This is a genomic window from Paenibacillus sp. FSL H7-0940 (assembly GCF_037979415.1).
GTDB lineage: Bacteria > Bacillota > Bacilli > Paenibacillales > Paenibacillaceae > Paenibacillus > Paenibacillus amylolyticus.
Genome location: NZ_CP150280.1, coordinates 5842058 through 5860989, shown reverse-complemented (window position 1 = coordinate 5860989; position 18932 = coordinate 5842058). Strand labels below are relative to the sequence as shown.

Here is an 18932-nt window from a genome sequence, read left to right as displayed (position 1 = left end):
GTTATTAATAAAAAAAGCAGGTATAGAAAAACAATTTGTTTTTCTTCACCTGCTTTTTTAGTGCCATATAAGACAGTCTTGTTTCACATTCTGTGTTACCAAAATTTTCTACAAAATTGGAACATACGATCTAATGACGAATGATTTGATTTGTCTATCGGGATATATCATGTATGATCCCAAAACTCGCATATCGTGGGCTTTGACATCACTGGTATTTCATAAAGTTCATGGGAATCGTTCTCTTTTGGTCTGCATACCAACCATCATATATATAGGAATCCATTACTGATTTAAAAGCTAGTGAAACAACACTGTCTTCCGCCACCGTCTTATCATCTGTTAAAAAATTCATGTCATTATTGATGGTCTCATTATTGTCGAGAGGCAGCCACTTTGCATACAACGGCAAAGTAGTAGAACTGATTCCCAAATCTGAAATCTTCAATTCAAAATCATATGCTGTAGTAAATATTTTATTTCTATACCAACCTTCGAACACAAATCCTGGTTTCACTGGAGGTTCAGGTACTTTGACTTTATCTATACCTCCAAGGATCTGGGAAGCCACCGCTGAACCACCATTAGACTCGAAGTTCACCGTATAGGGACGTCCATAATATGCGTCTAACTCAAAGTTTCCTGTCACTGGCGTCTCGAAATTGTAAGCATCTGCCCAAGGCTTACCCTTTACGTACCACCAGTAGACTATCCATCCATCACTTCGTGGAGGAAAGGCCTCAGGTCTAGTAACCATATCGCCCTCTGCCACTGTCTGTCGGATCAATTCCTGTGATGAACTTAAAGATACTGTATATAAGACCTTCCATTTTGCATACAGCGTGATGTTCGTCGTCACCGGTGTTTCAAAATGATAAGCATTGGTCAAATCTTCATCGCTATACCAACCGATGAAGGTATAACCTTCTCGCTGTGGTGCGGCAGGTGCAGAAACCACTTCCCCTTCCAGCACCGGCTGCTGATCTGTCACCGCTGAACCATCCTTATGGTCGAAGATTACTGTGAAGACGGGTGTCCATTTCGCATACAACGTGAAATTTGTCGTTACCGGTGTCTCAAAATTATAGACACTGGTCAAACCTTCATCACTATACCAATTGCCGAATTTATAACCTGTCCGCTTCGGAGATGCAGGCACCGCAATTTTAGTATTATACTCCACTGTCCCGGCATTTACTGCTGAGCCGCCTTTACTATCAAATCTCACGGTGAACTCAGGCATCCACTTCGCATACAACGAAATCTCACTCGTCACCTGAGTCCTGAAATCGTAGAGTATCGTCAGATCACTGTCACTGTACCATCCTTTAAACACATAACCTGCGCGCGTTGGCCTTGAAGGCTCTTTAGCCGATTCTTGATGGTTAACGGACTGACCACTCAACTTCTTGCCGTCGCTTATGAAGCTTACCTCATAGTTATTCAGTATCCATGCCGTGTGTATCTCATAATTCCTCATTATTGGTGTTGTGAAATCAAATGCTTCATTCCGCTTCTCTTTATCTCTCCAGAACAAGAACGTATGATTTGGTTTTGTTAGTGGCTCAGGTGCCACTGCCACACCACCTTCAGTTACCAACTGATCGATTGGCTCAGTCTTTTGTTCATCAAAGAAGCGAACTCTATACTGCGTTTTTTGAGCAACTACCCATTTCACATACAAGGTGATATCACCCTTCACAATTTCGGTTGTGAAATTATATGCCTTTGTCAAATCTTTGTCGCTAAACCAACCTCCGAACACATATCCCTCACGCGTTGGTGGTTGAGGTGCCGCAGGTTTTGTTCCTTCGTAGACCGCCTGGTCGGATATCTCTGTCCCACCATTACTGTTGATGCTCATCGTATAACCACGCATCCACTTCGCATACAACGTAATGTTACTCGTCACTGACGTTGCAAAATTGTAGGTTTTTGTAAGATCACTGTCGCTGTACCAACCTCCGAACGCATGATCTTTCTTCGTTGGTGTTGCTGGTTCGATGGCAGTTTTTCCATAAGCTAATGTTTGATCAGGAACTTCTTCCACTCCACCATTACTGTTAAATTTGACAGTATGCTGGTCTATGTCCCACTGAGCGATATACTCGATATCTTGTGCAGGCATGGTTACCGCTGGGACAGATGACCACCCCTTGAATTCATGACCTGCCCAAGTTGGATTACCGAAATGTAATGAAGTCGTTGATCCGTATTGTACATCGATCTCCTTTGCAGGTGTATTCAGGTCATTGTAATCTATGGTCAACTTATACATATTACGCGTATAGTACACCCTTAGAACCGTTGTACCATCGCTCGCAATATCGGCATCTAACACAGTTCCCGGAAGAGCTGTATCTACCGTGAATCCTTCATAAGACCTGAGTGATTCTTTAGGCAGGATTGCCCTCGTATTGGTTATACCCCGATGCGTTTCTTCATCTACAACCGTATAGGTTGGATGCCCTATATTTTGCTGCAAGTATACGACTTTGTAAGGCGTATCATCCCTGACTGTCCAGTTTGCGGTATAGGTGGCGTTATCCGTTGGCATCGTATTTGGGACATTCGGTGACCAACCTGCAAACGTATATCCCGTTCTTGTCGGAACTGGAATTCGATTAACGATATTTTTATAAATTAGATCCGTTAGTTTACCCTCTGGTGCTCCCTCATAACCTAAATTAAAAGTTAATGTCCGACTTATCGGTTTGTAATAAATATTAACAACCGTCGAACCATCGCCCTTAATATAGATACCTTTTACTACAACTTCATTATAGCCACGATCCCTATATTTGTTAGAGGTTATACGAATCTCTGTATTTGTTGTTCCCGTCTGCGTTTCGGAATCCGTAAGCACAGATAATTTCTGTGAGTTTGCATCTATCAAATAATGATTGACTTTGTACGGTGTGTCTGTGTCCACAATCCAATGTGCATACAGTTTTGGAATACCTGTAGGCATCCGATTGGGAATGTCCACTTTTGTACCACCATAGGCAGAAGTATACCAGCCATCGAAAGTATATCCCGGATTTACTGGGACTTTGTTTTTCACTTGAATTGCTGCATTAAAGGCAGCAGTTACAATCTCAGATGGTTCTCCATTGCTTGGATCGAATTCGATCGTAAGATCACCATCCGCACTTTTAATCCAGTTCAGTGGGATCGTACGCTGAATCGGAGCTGACGTGAATGACATCGGCGCTCCCTTCCAAGTAATAACTAATTTAGCCGCACTCGATGGAATCGTCTTGTTTCTAACTTGTACCCCTTTTTTATCAAGCAAAAATCTGAAGTTATCACCGCTTAATTGAATATCAAATTGTGAACTATCATATGTTTCTTGCGTAGTTATACCTGTTTTCAAATCTAAAGTATCCATCTTGAAAAATGACTCTGGTAAATTGCGAGAGTCAGCATCTCCCCTGAAGAGCAACCCGAGCTCATCATCCTGTGGATAGGCGAAGTCGTAGACGTTCTTTTCTTCCCCTATCGTATACAGTGGCCACTCTTCATCGACCAGCTCTACGCCGCCGGAAAGCCCGCCATCACCTAATTGAGCGCCGAGTTCGACCTCCAAATAGATGCCAATCTCGACGAACAGGGCACCTAAAGACTGGGTGGACCGCACTCCGCTTATGTTTTTCATCTGGTAGTAGAAGTAGCCCCACAGATTCACATACACACCGGGTTCTACAGCAAGCCCGATACTATTCAACTTGACGCTTCCAATCCCCGCTTTGACCTCCATATGAATACCAGCTCGTAAACCGATCGTCCCCATTACATAGAAGGTAAATTGGTAATCTCCGTCTCCAGGCAAGCTGACCGTATTGCTCGAACCACTAAAACTCAATACGCGCAAGCTAACCGAGTAGCGCTTGGCCATCTTATAGTAGAAATCTGCTCCCACCGTCAGGTTCACTTGGGCGCTGACCACAAACTCCGCTTCAAATTTGACTTCCACAATACCTAAAGCCACGCGTACGCTCTTTTCAAAGAGCTCTTTCTTGATTAACGGAACCCACTCCGTGTCTTGCTCCAACATCTCTTGATACTTTTCCTTCAACGATTCCGCATCTACGGCAGTATCTTGCACACCCGCCATTACCGCTTTAATCTGTGTCGCAATGTCCTGAACCTTGCCCAACCTGCCAGCGTTCTTCTCGCCCACCCAGTCATTCAGTGCATCATTTAACTTATCGTGTTCAACGAGAGCTATCTCTGCCGTGATGTTCATCCCGGTATAGCTATAAGCATCCAGATTCGCCGTAATTACATAATCATCAATGCTGTACCAGTAAGGAATCCCCCACTTTTTCAGCCAGTGCCCTTTCATATCCCCATTGATACCGAGGTCCAGACTCATCTCCTGAACGAATGTACCCGTCATATGGATGACAAGATCGCTGTCTTCATTGATATTAACAACAATATCAGCACCCACTTGTAATGTAGCGCTTACGCCTGAGGTTCGGCCGTCAATATTCTTCAGCCTCGTGCCGAGTGAAGCAACAACGGTCAGCTTCTCCACACTTACCCGGCTCCCTTTACCGGACGCTAGGGAGGACTGAGCCTTGATCTCCTGAATTTCCTTTGTCTCCATGGCGATGTCAGACAGATAATCCGCGGCTTCATTGACGAATCCGCTGTCTCTCGCTTGCTGCTCAATTTGCTCTTCGAGCTGTGCAATCTGTTCTTCCGACAACAGATCGTCGCCGTCAATTGCTTGCTTCTGATAGATGTTGAAGACATTCTCAATATCTTCAATGGTGGCATCGGTATACGTAATGACGTCCATCTCCGCCTCAGGCGTAATCGACGTAATGCGTCCATAACCGGTTACCTTAGAACCTTCTTCGGCGAATTCACCTTCATAGAACCCGATAAAGTCTCCCACATCGACCGTGGTCAGTTGATCCAAACCAAAGGGCTCGTACAGGCCGTCGCTGTAGTTCATCGCGGTATGATCTACCGTGATGGAGTGGTTACTGGGATCTCCATCCGTATCTGCCTCTACGCTCACCGGTAGCACATCTGGCTTGAGCAACACTTGTTTGGCATCTGCGTGATCATAGGTATAGACACTTCCATCTACCGACGTGATCTGGACATAGGCCACATCACCATCGTCTTCACCAGTCGTTTCGACTGTGCGCAGTTTGGGACTAATTCCCTCATAGATGGCTACGGTATCACCAACTTGAATCACCGTGCCAGTGCTTCCGGTGTACTTGAACGTTCCACTACTCGCATTCACTTCGGCGAGTGCATTTTCGCCGCCTACCGTCGTAGTAACGACTGAAATCGCGGGCGAATCGACATCTGCTCCATTTATCACCATATCCGTGACATCCGTGAACGGAATGTAGATCATGTTCGGATTGAGCGGAACATTCATGACTTCTTGTTTAGCAACGCTAAATACATAAATACTTGTCGTCGCGTCTTGGCCTTGGAAGGACAAACTGTCATCCGTCAACGTAAGTTGATATGTGTTACCTTCAACGAACTTGCCATTTTCGGCTGCTGACGATACCGTGAAAACTCCGTTCCCGCCAGAGACGGTAACCCCTTCGAATTCGGGATTCGCCGTATCCACGAAGTTCATCCCCTCTTTGACCTGGGATTCCGTTAGACTGCCCGATGAATCCTGCACCTTAATGGTGAAGTTCGGCGCGACATCCAGTACCGAATAGCTTGGTACGCTCTGTACGGCACGATCTATGCTATCAGTATACTTCGCATACAACTTCGTATCCGCAGTCAAGGTAGTGCCACTTGCGAAGATGAGTGAAAGATCACTATCCACAAACCACCCTTGAAATATATATCCTTCTTTTGTTGGAGCAGGTAGATTATTTAGCACCTGGCCTTTTCGTACCGTCTGCGCAGCAACTGCCGTGCCTCCGTTGCTCTCAAACGTGAGCGTATACGCAGTGGAACCGGCGCCAGGGCTACTTTCGTTGTCTCCAGGCGTTCCGCCACCGCTATTACTGCCGGGTGACGGTGTTGGCGTTGATGTCACCGGCGATGTCGGTGTTGGTGTCACTGGCGATGTCGGTGTCACCGGCTTTTGATTCTGATTTTTCCACGCCTCTACAACCGCGTTGTTGCGCATGAAGAGAACCGCTGCTTCCGCGCGAGTCGCTTGCGCACGCGGATTGAAGTTCCCCTTTTCGTCCCCGGTGAACACACCGGCTTGCCACAGCTTGATGACCGCGTCAGCCGCCCAAGGCGATACATCCGAGAGATCGCCCGGCTCTGTCGTGACCGGATTCTCGGTCTGATAAGGGATCTGTTCGCTTTCGAAATACCGCAACGTCATCGTCGCCATTTGCTCCCGAGATACGGTAGCATCCGGCGAATATTTCCGATCCCCCGTGCCATCGGTAATTCCCTTCTTAACCGCCCATTCGACATATGGCGCATACCAGCTGCCCGCCTGTACATCGGCAAAGCTCGAAGTGGAGTACGCCCCCACATCGACTCCGGCCATCCGTCCAAGTGCCGTTACATACATGGCACGTGTCATTGTCCCCTTAGGAGAGAAGCTACTCGCGTTCGTTCCGCTGAATATGCCCTTCTCCTGCACATGGACGACTGCATCATAGAACCAGTCGGTGTGACTCACATCCTGGAATCCAGTGGATGTGATTACTTTTGTCTTCTGCATCGGCAGTTCAGCCGCTACTGCCGATTGCGCTGGTAATAGGGGCACGGCAGAAACTATTAAGCTGATCACCAGCATCCACATTAGGATCTGCCGGCTCACCTTCCATCCCTGTCTTACTTTCTTCACTTTCATTCATCCCTTCTATGTATAGATCAAACTAAGACCATCCAAAATTGGTTTCTAATCAAGCTAATCAACAAAGCCAGACTAATAGCGGATACCACTGACCCAGATCGGGATCATTGGTCTCCTGCAAGTCAGTTCGCTCGACACGCGGAGATCAAGCGAAAAAAATTTACAGATTGAATTCGTTCACCGACCTTTCTGATCAGTTGCAGTCGAATTGTGACACCGACACAGCAAATTATGTCGTTTTTTCTTCCGTATTTTATCATGCGAGATAGGGGCGCTTGTGAATTATAAAGAAAACTTTAAGTAAGCAACCACTCGCAAGTGAGAACATCAATGACATCAAAAAATAGCGGCGTAGGGAAGGTAACTCCCACACCACTATTTTTCATGAATTCTTAAGCTAGTCTGCAATCCATTCCAGATGATTCTCTTCTCAACGATTCATCTACCAGAAGCGACTATAACGAACTGTTCTTCCCCCAACGCAGTCTTGGAGGAAGTGAAAAAACACTAATATGCCTCTTGGGTTTCAATGAGATAAACGGCTCCTGCTGATTCTTCGCCACATTGTGGGCGATATGCCTGAAGCGCAGCCCGCTTTCGAACTCGGGATTAAGCGCAATCGGGATGCCCTTATGTACGGAACGTATAATTTCTACATCGGCATGGATCACGCCAATCACACCGATATTGAGAATATCGATCATATCCTGCATCTTTACCGTTGCCGAACGGGCTTCCTGTCCGTCGGCCATATTAATGATGAGCTGTGGCGGAGCCGGAATCATATCTTCTAATAATCCGATTACGCGATCCGCGTCCTGAAGCGATGTACGATGAGGTGTAGTAACGACAATAGCCTCATCTGCTGCCAAAGCCGCATTCCAGAATCCATTTTCAATGCCTGCCGGCGAATCGATCAGCACATAATCATAGCCCTGGGCTATTTGCTGTACAACCTCGCCAAAAACTTGCGGATCATCGTGATGCACCGCGTCGTTACTACAGGAGATAAAGGACAAGGTACTGATTCGCTTATCTTTGACGATCACTTGATGTAAAGCACATTGACCCGTCAGAAAATCAGAAATATGATACCTTACCCTATTACTCAAACCAAGCGGAATATCCAGATTTCTCAATCCAAAATCAGCGTCGATCAGGCAAACGCTGCTCCCCGATAAGGCAAGGGCAGTCCCGAGATTAGCCGTGACCGTTGTCTTGCCAACTCCACCTTTCCCTGATGTGATACATATAACTCGTGCCATCGGAGCCACTTCCTTCTCTTCAAGTACTAATGCGGGACAGCAAGACAACCATTTCTTCACGTATTATCGTTTGATCCGGCTTGAATGTAACGTCCTCGTAGCTAATAATCAGTTGCAATTTGATGAAATATGTCGTTATATCGACCACAGTGATTTTATCATGATGGATTATCCTACTTGAGAAATCTAAAGAAAACTTTAAATCCGTGCGTATTGGAACGTTTAATTTTTCGGAGAGATGGCACATCATTTTGACGAGGATGGAAAAGCGCAGACTGGTGTTGAGGGATTCAATATCTTGAGTCGATTACGAAGCTATTGGAAAGAACAAAAAATGGGCCAATAGCGTCAGGTACTGCTCCAACGCCATTTTCCCATTTATAATAGACTACCACCCTTACTGCTATATTCATGCTTGTGACGTACTGTTAGAAACCAGCATATATCCGCTACCCCGAACCGTAATGATTCGCTCGGGGTCGGCAGGGTCAGACTCAATTTTTTTGCGTAAATTACTGATATGTACAGCAACCGTTCTCGTATCCTCCAGACTTTCCATTCCCCAGATGATTTGAAACAACGTATCGACACTGACGACACGATTCACGTTTTGTGCCATATAGGACAGCAGACTGAATTCTTTTTTCGATAAAGAGATAGATGTACTTCCCATGTTGACGGACTGCGTGTAGAAATCCAGTGTCAAACCCGGTAACTCCAGCAGTTGTTCCCTTCTACCCGTCGACACTCTGCGAAGGTGAGCCTTGATCTTGGCCATGAGCACTCCCGGACTGAACGGCTTGGTCACATAATCGTCCCCGCCATAGGATAATGCGCTAATTTTTATTTCGTCTTCCTCTTGACTGCTCAGAAACACAATCGGCGCACTGGTGAGATTACGCGCATTCCTGCACCAGTCAATACCGTTTTCATTAGCCAGCAATATATCCAGTATAATTAAATCCGGCTCAAACGATGCAAGCAGCTCCATCGCTTCTGACCCGCTATGACTGCAGGTGGAGACAAATCCCTCCCTATCACAATACACCTGCACAATCTCGCATATATGAGGATCATCATCAACGATCATGATTTTGTGCGTGTCCATCTCATCACCCCTTTCCTTCAATCACCGTACAAGGAAACGTTACATAGAATGTCGCCCCCATCTTGCCGTCGCTCTCCGCTCGAACCATTCCTCCGTGCGCTTGTACGATTTCCCTGCAAATTGCCAGCCCCAGTCCACTGCCCTCTATGCCCATTCCCGGCCGATCATATCTGTAATTACGTTCGAAGATTTGCTCAAGCTGATCCGGAGGAATCCCCATTCCAGAATCCTGTATGCTAATGACTGCATGGGGAGCATGATTCACCACTTCCACAACTAGTGCAATACGCACCAGCCCCCCGCTGGAGGTGAACTTCATGGCATTTGACACTAGATTAAATAAAGCCTGCTCTATTCTTTTCGCATCCATCTCGACAACTGGCAAAATAGATCGTCTATCCTCGGCATCTCCGATATCCAGTATGAAGTCTAATCCTGCGTCGCGTACTACCAACTCATATTGTTCAAAAAAACCATGCAAGAAAGGAATCATCTGAACTGGCTCCATTCGGTACGAGACTTGTCCAGTCTCCAAATGAGACAAGAAGGACAACTCCTCGATCATACGGTTAATCCTTATCGTGTTCTCCCGGATGTACTTCAGATATTGTTCATTGCGTTCCGGCTTGACCCTGTCCTGTATAGCTTCTACATATCCAAGCATACTGGACAACGGCATACGCAGATCATGCGTAATATAAGCAAGTAGCTTCTTCCTCCCTTGCTCGGAGTGAAGCAGTCGGTCATACGAGGTTTGGAGATCATCATGCACTGTAGATAAGGCCTGTGTTCGCTCCTGAACGGTCTGTTCCAGATTCATATTCATTTCAATCAGCTTGTCATTAACGTACTGTAATTCACGTGTAATTCTCTCTTCGTTCGATGCCGTCCTCGTAGATCGCGAAGACAGCAGAATCAGCTGCGCGATCGTAAATATCAATAAGCCAAGCGGAGATGTATTTCCAACTAGCGACCATCCGTTAAAATACAAAAAATCGTTGACAACCGTGACCAAAGTAACCACCGACACCAGCAGGAAGATCAGCGCTCCCTCCATACGTCGCACAGCCGCCTGAACCAGCCCGATCATCAGATAAATCATATGTAGAACTACCATCACACCGATTACCAGCAAAAATTTTGTATATATAATTGCAGGGGTTACCACTACAAGGATACAGAATGCACCAGTTACGATCCGGGTGCCAAGGCGAAACCATCGCGACACATAATTCGGAAAAATACAATCAAAATACATGGTGATGATATAACCGCTGAGGCAAAGAATCAGATATTCGATCTTGAACTGCAATTCCCAAGGAAAATGAGGCAACCATTGTGTAAAGATAAGCTCGCCGTTGAACAAGGATCGAATACCAAGCAGTACAGTAAACAGGCCAAAATATAACGGAGCTTTATCCTTACGTCGCAACATAAACAACAGCAGATTATACAAACCGATCACTAGCAAACTTGCCGTGATGAACATATCCCTGGCAAGATTCAGATTGGTCTTGGTCGTTAGTACGTCACTGCCACCCAGCTCGATATCCTTGGTAATGCCGCCCCGATGATGTTGGAAGTTGGATACTTGCATGACCAGCTCTAACGTGTCGCTTTCAGGCTGAAAATACACCAGCTTTGTTTCCAATTGCGGGGTCATGCTGTGCTTGTCCTGACCAACCTCACCAACTTCTGCCAGCAGCTCGCCATTGACCCATAATTTGTACGCATTAAAAATGCTAGGCAGCCGCAGAGCAAGCATCTCATCGCGATCCTGCTCGCTTAGATGAACGACCAGTCCAAAGGTTGCATAGCCTGTACCGCTCAGCCGCTGACCTTCTAACGGGTAGCCCAGCCAGGAGCTTGGGATGTTAATCCAGTGGTCCTGATTTCCTTCCCTTGCCGAACGAACCCGCATATCCTCAGGCGACAGCAGTTCTTGCCAATAGAACGCCCACTTCCCTGTTAATTTTTGCGGATTCGTACTAAGTTGAGCCTGCGTTAAATCCAGAATACCTTCTTCACTTTGGAGCCTAGGAGAGTCCGGCGAAGAGAGGACGACATAGCCTGTAACCAAACCAATAACAGCAGCAATGATATACAACCAAACCTTACGAGAACCGACTCGGAGAATCTCCCTCATGATGAACCCAACCCCATTCTACAAGAGCGCAATAAGTAAGTTGATCATCCAAATAATATCATCAATACAGGAGAATGTACCCTGCAAATTTCTAGCAGGTGTCGATAGCTAACATCGCGATGATACCCTTTTGACGACGCGCGCTTAGCTGGGTGCGCCGCCACAAAAAAAGTACACACTTTGAAGTGCATACTGATATGAAGGATCTTATTCGCAATGAATAATTCGAGCACAATCTGTATGTGCCAGATTCACAGATGACTCATGCATTATAGTGAATTATTGATGATTTCTGTGAAGGGCTTCAGGTTGTACGTGTCATCCTGAATGCGCCATTCTCCCTGATCCTGCAAAAAGGTGATATCACCCGATAACGGAATGGACTTGAACTCTTTGCCATCCTTATCCGTAAATTTCAAATCGAGCGTGTATTCCACAAGAATCCAGTCACTCTTGCTATCTTTGATCTTGGTTTGTATATTTTCAGGATGCAGCAGAGCCTTCTCTTTGTCTGCTACACGTAAAGGAATCTTGTTAAATCGCGCATCTATATTGGATTCGAAATTCCTTTCTGTCAAAAATGGTCTGATTACTTCTGCTCTAGCCAGCAGACCCTCCACAGTTAACGTATCTTCATAGTCCTTATAATCAACAGTCAGTTCGGTTGTTTTATAATCCAGCGACATTTCGAGGGCCTGCTGCTCATCTATGGCTGACGCCTTCTGATTGCTCACAATACTCGGCTGATTCGTCGCTGGTGGAATGGTCTCTTTAACGTTCTCGGCTGACTCAGATGGGGTGCACCCCATTATCATGACAGATGAAAGAAACAACGTACTCATCACATAAGCTAACTTACGCGAGGTGATCAACTCCTTTCTCGTCAGTATTACTCTCAATTATCCCTTCAATAGGATATAATGTCCAGTTATTGGGCACATCTGAACAGACACCCAGTGAATAACATCCATTCGGTATCATGTTCATAATAGATTGTGTTATAGTCATCGGGAAGTGATTTGGAGGAGATAATAATGATGATCAAAATTACAACTGGACCAACTCTCGAAGGATAGCGCCTACGGGTCCAATAACTGCGTGTTTCCTTCAACAATGAAGGTGTGAAAGCTATGTCAACTTATCAAGTCGTTCCTATGATCTATGATTCCAAGGAACAGATTGATGCTATTATTTTACTCGAACAACAATGTAAACAGCTTGATTCCATTCATCTGAAAGCAGACCTTGACCATATTAGCAAAAAAGACGGAGACCATGCACTCCTCTGTTATCGCCACGGTGATTTGGTAGGACTCCTCAGTTGGTATCCATCCGACGGCGTAACCGGGAATATTAATGCCATCGTACACCCAGATTTTCGTCGCCAAGGTGTGTTCGGCAGCCTACTGAAAAGAGCCATCCTGGATATGAAACCACAAGGGATTAACCAACTCAGTTATCGCGTTCCTCAGGGCTTATCTCCGGGTGTTCATACTGCCCAATCCCTTGGAGCCATTTATGATCGTGCGGAGTACTCGATGCAACTTGTGAATGAGGTCCTTTCGGTTGTGGAGCCACCTGAACTAACGTTGTCTGTGGCAGAAGCCGAGGATATGGAGTTTATGGTCACTTGCTCCTCCCAAGCCTTTGGAGATTCGGAGGACTGGACACGCGAGTACTTTATGCAAACGAATGAACCCAGCCGAGTCATCTATATTGCATGGCAGAATCAACTGCCTGTTGGGCTGGTACGGGTCAACTCCATTAATGCAACAACCGCATTTATTCATAACTTCTGTATCTTGCCTGCTTATCAGGGACAGAAACTGGGGCGCACTGCGCTTAGCATCCTAGTTGATCTCCTAAGGAAACAAAGTTACACAGATATCCGCTTATCCGTTGTTACCGAGAACAAACGTGCTTTGAATCTGTACCGCAGTGTTGGTTTTGAAGTAAATTCTGAGTATCACTATTTCAACGGTAGTTTATAAAAGGCAGTAGAGAGAGATCGTTTTCCGCAAAGGGAGACGGTCTCTCTTTTTATATATTGGAGAATTGAAAAATCAATTTATAACCATCGAACGTTTGCCCGTACATCCCCCGATAGTTACCTTTAGTATAATTATCCACTGTTTTTCGCCAGAAAGATTGGCCAATCTTATTTTTCTCCGATGGATTGGTGAACAACTCCCAGTTTCCTCTAAACATGCCGAAGATCGTCGATGCCGCGTGTTCAGCAACACCTACACCTCGAAACGGCTGCATCAGAAAGAAATCATGTACAAAGAAATCCGTGCCTTGTGAGCAATATGGCGGAGTAACCACAAATGCAAAACCTGCCTGTATACCATCCACAATCATCAGGAACGGATAAAGACACTCCGGTTTTTCCCACCAAATATTCTGTACATCATACTGATCCTGTAACGTTTTGTAATCAGGACTTGGCTCAAAAATGCCATGTTCGTTCGGGGTATGCTCTCCACCCAGACCATAATGTCCGGATAGATCATGAAGGTATAGCGGGTACATATTTTTAATCACATACGCCTCGTCTTTATTCGTTAATTTCACTTCTATATTCATATTATTCATATTCACCAACCTTACCAGATGATTTAAGGAGTTATTTTCAAGAACTCTCAACGCATATCCTTGTACCGTCAAATGAATTGTACGCGTAATTAACAACCTCGAATATGTAAAAAAGCTTTAATAACCATTCTTTATTCTTACAGGAAAAAGCCACATTCGATTGCTCGAACATGGCTTCTATAGTTTCATCCCTTTTTGCAATACACAATTTTCTTGATGCTATCGATGGATAAACAGTATTGATCCGCAAGCTGATCGATGGTTGTTCCGGCAGCAAAAAGCTGGCGGATCTCGTCGTTCCGCTCCCGGACAATCCTTCTGCCACCCGAATTCTCGCCCCACTTCTTGTGGGCATCCTTGGGCCTCGGAATATAGATCAAGCCACCAGAGATATGACGCTGTATTTCTTTGAGTAATTCTTCCGGGAAGATTGTATCCGCATTAATATATTTCACGTTGCTCCACTCCTTAAAAGTTAAAATCTTTAAGGCAGCAGAGTCGTACAATGAACACATTGGATATGCACTACAATGATATGGCGGAAAAGAATTTCAAGCTCTATGCAAACAACCGCCGTTGTTCATCACATGGACTCTGCATAGAGCGGGTCGTTAAATTTATTATGAATCGAATCATGGTAGCCCCCCATTCAGTAATCTTATTCGTGCTGAAGAACTTTTAACTGTCTATACCATAATAAGGTTTACTTTCCCTAATGGCAAAATCTACACGTCGAATCTGTAATATACCCCTGTTAATTCTTCTGATACGCTCCATAGCTTGTTTGAAATGTTAGCGTCATATAATTTTTCGATGATCTTAGCGCTCTTGGGATAGCCCTTAGTGCCGCCCATACCGCTGGGAGCAATATACTCCCCTCCCGTGATCGTCGGATCTGCTGCAGCATATAAGGTAGGTAATGCCCCCATATGTGCCGGTTGACTAATGATTTTCAAAAGACTGCGCATGAATATATTGGTCTGTTTCCCCGAACCGAAGGAAAATAGATTGGTATGCGAAATTCCTGGATGAGCGGCGATACTCATGGAATCAATATGGGCGGAATTAAATTTATTCTGCAGCTCTCTCGCAAACATCAGATTGGCTAGCTTGCTTTGACTGTAGAACTTCATGGGATTATATCCTTTGGAGCCATCTAAATTATTAAAATCAATCGCACCATTATGAGCTGCCATACTACTTACAGTGACAACTCTCGATTTCGGAGTAGAGATCAATCGAGGCAATAGTAGACCCGTAAGCGCAAAATGGCCTAGATGATTACTACCAAACTGTAATTCAAATCCATCTTTCGTCAACTGGAATGGAGGGTTCATAATTCCTGCATTATTAACGAGAATGGACAAAGAATCGTATTGCTCAAGAAAAGCGGCTGCGAACTTACGGATACTAGCTAAATCGCTAAGGTCAAGCTGCATAACGATTACCTCTCCAGCTACATGCACAGACGACTTTATTTTATTAGCTGCCTTTTCACCTTTTTCCAGATTACGAACTGCAAGGATAACTTTTGCGCCTTTTTCAGCTAACGCTAATGCCGTTTCATACCCTAACCCGCCGTTCGAACCTGTCACAATCACTACTTTATCAGATACAGTTGGGATGATGTCTTTAGTCCAAACTTCGCTCATTTGTCTACACACCTTTCTTATCTCTTCCTTGATACCCTAATATCCTTTTATCCCCCACCATACTGACTTAAACTCCGTTCCAGCATCCCTCTAACCTGCTGTTGCAGTTCGAGCGGAGACACCACCTTCACTTCCGGCCCATAGGAGAGTAACTTTCGTGCTGTAAAAGAAAACTCTTCAGGCGGAATCAGTCCGCGCCACTCATGGCCTTCAACTGACTTGAACAACACATCTGACGCAGCAATCCTTGCTCCAAATTCCGTGAATCGCAGCACCACTTCTACGCTTGCTCTATCTTCTTTGGCAGCTAGCCATGCCTTTAGACTTGGAACAGATTTATCCACTGATTCCATAACAACCAACTGCTGCATGCGATCCACCCGATACAACAATACACGATCCTTCTTCCGGGCTGGCATGTACCAATGTCCCTGCTCATAGTAGATGCCATAGGGAAAGACCTGTACTTTTTTAGGACCACTGCGGGCATGATACATAAATTCGATTTCTCTCTTTTCTACCGCTGCACCCAATATCTCGGTTGTTAAAGGCTCGGAATGCCCACCAGGGTGTTGGACAAAGGTGATATGCTCTCTCATTCGCATAATGAGATCCTGTACATCTTTGGGCAAAGTAGAGAAGTATTGCTCAGCCAGATGCTCACGCATTGATCCATATGGAAAATCCGGTACTTGCTGTAGATATTCCAGCATCATAAACAGCCCTAATGCCTCCTGCTGTGTCAGTTGAAGGGGTGGCAAAATCCGATTGGGCAACACCCGGTATCCTCCGTTCACGCCAACTTCTGTGTACAAAGGGAAACCCAGCGCCTGCAATGCATCCAGATCTCGCTGGATCGTACGAATCGATACGTCGAACCGTTCTGCCAATTCCCGGGCAGTGAACTTTTGTCTGGAATCCATCAGGCGCATGATCGCCAATTTCCGATGATTCATGAATTCAACATCCTAACTACGTCAACTTTTGTCATAGTTAAAGTGTATCATACATTTTAGAAGGGAGCGATGAACATGTCTGATAACAAAACAATTTTGTACATTGCTATGAGTTTGGATGGATATATCGCAAGACTGGACGGTTCGGTCGATTGGTTATTTGATGTGGAGGGCGATGGTGGAGACAACGGGTATGCTGCATTTTATAAAACAATCGGTAGCGTTGTTATGGGACGTTATACGTATGAAGAGGTGCTCACACTTTCCGAAGAATTTCCCTATGCGGATCGCCCAACGTATGTGCTTTCCCGCTCGGAACAGCCGCCCGCTCCGCATGTACAGTTTACAACCGAGGAGGTAGATACGCTCATTCCCCGGTTAAAACAAACTTCTGATGGAGACGTGTGGATTGTGGGTGGCGGCATATTGGTTCAAGCTGTGTTAGCAAAAAAATTACTGGATGAGATTGAAATCGCCATCATTCCCAAAATTCTTGGTGAAGGCATCCCCTTATTCCCGACAGGCACTGTGCCAAGTCAATTTAAAATGCTCCGAACCCAGACGCTCGGACAGATCATTTCGATTCGTTATGAGGTACAGAACACCGGCACAGCGGATACACCCTCGAATATCTAGATGAGTAGAAAAGGGGAAAGACCATTCTTGTGATAAATGGACACCATAAAGTTAGACACCATCTAACCATTGGGCTACCCGTTCATGAAAGAGTGGTCTTTCCATTACCATGTATCAAGTATCAAGTATCAAGTATCAAGTTATCCTATCATTCCTCGTATATATTCCGCTAACACCTCTGCCGTCCTACGGTGAGATAACTCGCCTGGATGGGTGCGCGCACCTACCGTCTCTTCGGTTGTATCAGGAAGCTGGATGATTGAGACCTTACGATCTCCTGTCCCCTTTGTATACGCATCAACCGCGCGGTAGATGGCAGGCATCATGGGAAAACCAAGCATGCCATAAGCCCATACGAGTTGTGCATCCGGATTGTTTTTCCGAAGTTTGAACAGGAACTGCTCCACTGCTTTCTCAAAAGCGGTCAGATCCTCTTCATGATACGTACCATCTTCGTTCAAACGCTGCTTGTACACCTTGCCCGTGTCGGGGTCTTTCCACTCCGGTGACTGAAATGCACCCCCATCATTGCTGCCCAGGTTCACGACTACCACATCCGGCTGCCAGGAACTAAAATCATGCTGATCTCCTGCGCCTAGCGCTTCGTTACGCTCACCAGTAAGCAAGCCACAGACCTGTTCGTAATACTTGGGGATATTCCCCTTTGGATTATTATCCCAACTTGTCAGCACACCCCAGCCACTTTGCGAGATGACCCGATACTCCGCATTCAATGCCTCTGCTGTCATAAACGTATAATTATGTATGGCGCTGAACCACATCGGAATCCAATCTTCCTCCGCTTTCGCTCCAATCGCACCTTCGCCAGATGTAATACTGTCACCAATGAACTCGATCTTGTACGGTTTTTCCTGCACAGGCAGGAACGCTCCATCCGATTTCACCGCATGAATCTGCAAGGCACAACCCGGGTCACCACTCATCGCTTGAACATCTTTGACGATCCGTACATTCTTCACCACATCTGCGTTCATACCTCGGAATACACAGACCCAGTACCTTCCCGCCGTTAACATCTGTCTGCTCACCGAAACACCATTGATCAGAATGCTGATCCATGACTCATACATGTCATACTGCGACTCTACTTCAACCCATAGTTCGGAGCCCTGTACATTGAGTTCAACTGCACTCCCCGTCCAAAATAACGTCAACGGCGATCGCTCTCCAGTTGTTCTGCCATGCACTTTAAGATTTCCGATCTCAGGCAGAGCATATACCTTTAAATTCTCATTAGATATCACGGTGCAAACCTCCTACGTTTGGCTCAGATTATAAGCAGGCTCTCTACATGCCTCGGATGTACGCTTAACTGATATTATGCAACTTTTGAAGCGCTTCCTCTTTGTTTTTCAAAAAGAAAACATGCTTGCCATTGTTGCACTCATAGATGAAATCTCTCAGGCTCTTGCTGTTATGTCCTTCGAAATCTCCCACAATAGCAAGCTTAACATGATAGTTCACGTATTTCTGCAAAATCTCGCCTGCAAGCTTGGTTTTCAGTTCGAAGAACTCTTCCGTGATGTTCGATTTGTCGATAATGAGCTTATCGGCATCATCGCTATACCTTACCGAAGCCATCAAATCCAGTGCATCTTGAGCATTGTTGATGACGATGCCATCACTTTCAATAATGGCGACCTTGGAATTGCCTTGTTGATCAATAGTTATGTTCATTTCACTTTCTCCTCTTCTGGACATCGGCTTTTGGTTAAGAGATAACATATCTCAGT

At 45.5% G+C, this 18932-nt stretch carries 13 protein-coding genes; 2 read left to right on the top strand and 11 right to left on the bottom strand.

Going from position 1 to position 18932, the window contains the following annotated elements; translation table 11 throughout:
* Positions 1-208: 208 nt before the first annotated feature.
* The 5 genes from MHB71_RS25865 to MHB71_RS25845 all read right to left on the bottom strand — a co-directional run bounded on the left by MHB71_RS25865 (position 209) and on the right by MHB71_RS25845 (position 12238).
* Positions 209-6817, bottom strand: coding sequence for an InlB B-repeat-containing protein (locus MHB71_RS25865; protein ID WP_340028035.1), 6609 nt, complete (start codon positions 6815-6817; stop codon positions 209-211).
* 458 nt (positions 6818-7275) lie between these two features.
* A complete protein-coding gene (gene minD / locus MHB71_RS25860; protein ID WP_340028034.1) occupies positions 7276-8085 on the bottom strand; it encodes a septum site-determining protein MinD in 810 nt (269 codons plus the stop codon).
* 409 nt (positions 8086-8494) lie between these two features.
* Positions 8495-9193, bottom strand: a complete 699-nt coding sequence (locus MHB71_RS25855) for a response regulator transcription factor (RefSeq protein ID WP_036671783.1) — start codon at positions 9191-9193, stop codon at positions 8495-8497.
* 4 nt (positions 9194-9197) lie between these two features.
* The gene (locus MHB71_RS25850; RefSeq protein WP_338707374.1) at positions 9198-11339 is read right to left on the bottom strand and encodes an ATP-binding protein; all 2142 of its coding nucleotides are present in this window, start codon (positions 11337-11339) and stop codon (positions 9198-9200) included.
* 269 nt (positions 11340-11608) lie between these two features.
* On the bottom strand, positions 11609-12238 hold the full coding sequence (locus tag MHB71_RS25845; protein WP_340028033.1) for a hypothetical protein: 630 nt from the start codon (positions 12236-12238) through the stop codon (positions 11609-11611).
* Between the two features lie 231 nt (positions 12239-12469).
* Between MHB71_RS25845 and MHB71_RS25840 the strand changes: the two genes are divergently transcribed.
* Positions 12470-13330 carry a GNAT family N-acetyltransferase gene (locus tag MHB71_RS25840; protein WP_340028032.1) on the top strand — a complete coding sequence of 287 codons (861 nt, stop codon included), beginning with the start codon at positions 12470-12472 and terminating at the stop codon, positions 13328-13330.
* A gap of 49 nt (positions 13331-13379) precedes the next feature.
* Here the strand turns inward: MHB71_RS25840 and MHB71_RS25835 are convergent, their stop codons facing one another.
* The 4 genes from MHB71_RS25835 to MHB71_RS25820 all read right to left on the bottom strand — a co-directional run bounded on the left by MHB71_RS25835 (position 13380) and on the right by MHB71_RS25820 (position 16542).
* A complete protein-coding gene (locus MHB71_RS25835) occupies positions 13380-13934 on the bottom strand; it encodes a hypothetical protein (protein WP_340028031.1) in 555 nt (184 codons plus the stop codon).
* Positions 13935-14119: 185 nt separating this feature from the next.
* Positions 14120-14389 carry a CD3324 family protein gene (locus tag MHB71_RS25830; protein WP_036611734.1) on the bottom strand — a complete coding sequence of 90 codons (270 nt, stop codon included), beginning with the start codon at positions 14387-14389 and terminating at the stop codon, positions 14120-14122.
* 270 nt (positions 14390-14659) lie between these two features.
* Positions 14660-15586: an oxidoreductase gene (locus MHB71_RS25825; RefSeq protein ID WP_100526694.1), complete on the bottom strand. Its 927-nt coding sequence runs from the start codon at positions 15584-15586 to the stop codon at positions 14660-14662.
* Positions 15587-15633: 47 nt separating this feature from the next.
* Entirely contained in the window at positions 15634-16542 is a 909-nt protein-coding gene (locus MHB71_RS25820) for a YafY family protein (protein ID WP_340028030.1), read from the bottom strand.
* Between the two features lie 69 nt (positions 16543-16611).
* Here MHB71_RS25820 and MHB71_RS25815 point away from each other — a divergent pair, with 69 nt between their 5' ends.
* A complete protein-coding gene (locus MHB71_RS25815) occupies positions 16612-17178 on the top strand; it encodes a dihydrofolate reductase family protein (RefSeq protein WP_036611741.1) in 567 nt (188 codons plus the stop codon).
* 140 nt (positions 17179-17318) lie between these two features.
* Here the strand turns inward: MHB71_RS25815 and MHB71_RS25810 are convergent, their stop codons facing one another.
* Entirely contained in the window at positions 17319-18443 is a 1125-nt protein-coding gene (locus MHB71_RS25810) for an SGNH/GDSL hydrolase family protein (protein ID WP_036611744.1), read from the bottom strand.
* A gap of 64 nt (positions 18444-18507) precedes the next feature.
* A complete protein-coding gene (locus tag MHB71_RS25805; RefSeq protein WP_036611747.1) occupies positions 18508-18876 on the bottom strand; it encodes a DUF4180 domain-containing protein in 369 nt (122 codons plus the stop codon).
* Between the last annotated feature and the right edge of the window lie 56 nt (positions 18877-18932).

What these genes read in the sequence shown, in the direction of transcription:
- MHB71_RS25865 (WP_340028035.1), bottom strand. Translation starts at nt 6,817, where the DNA reads ATGAAAGTGAAGAAAGTAAGACAGGGATGGAAGGTGAGCCGGCAGATC.
- minD (WP_340028034.1), bottom strand. Translation starts at nt 8,085, where the DNA reads ATGGCACGAGTTATATGTATCACATCAGGGAAAGGTGGAGTTGGCAAG.
- MHB71_RS25855 (WP_036671783.1), bottom strand. Translation starts at nt 9,193, where the DNA reads ATGGACACGCACAAAATCATGATCGTTGATGATGATCCTCATATATGC.
- MHB71_RS25850 (WP_338707374.1), bottom strand. Translation starts at nt 11,339, where the DNA reads ATGAGGGAGATTCTCCGAGTCGGTTCTCGTAAGGTTTGGTTGTATATC.
- MHB71_RS25840 (WP_340028032.1), top strand. Translation starts at nt 12,470, where the DNA reads ATGTCAACTTATCAAGTCGTTCCTATGATCTATGATTCCAAGGAACAG.
- MHB71_RS25835 (WP_340028031.1), bottom strand. Translation starts at nt 13,934, where the DNA reads ATGAATAATATGAATATAGAAGTGAAATTAACGAATAAAGACGAGGCG.
- MHB71_RS25825 (WP_100526694.1), bottom strand. Translation starts at nt 15,586, where the DNA reads ATGAGCGAAGTTTGGACTAAAGACATCATCCCAACTGTATCTGATAAA.
- MHB71_RS25820 (WP_340028030.1), bottom strand. Translation starts at nt 16,542, where the DNA reads ATGAATCATCGGAAATTGGCGATCATGCGCCTGATGGATTCCAGACAA.
- MHB71_RS25815 (WP_036611741.1), top strand. Translation starts at nt 16,612, where the DNA reads ATGAACATGTCTGATAACAAAACAATTTTGTACATTGCTATGAGTTTG.
- MHB71_RS25805 (WP_036611747.1), bottom strand. Translation starts at nt 18,876, where the DNA reads ATGAACATAACTATTGATCAACAAGGCAATTCCAAGGTCGCCATTATT.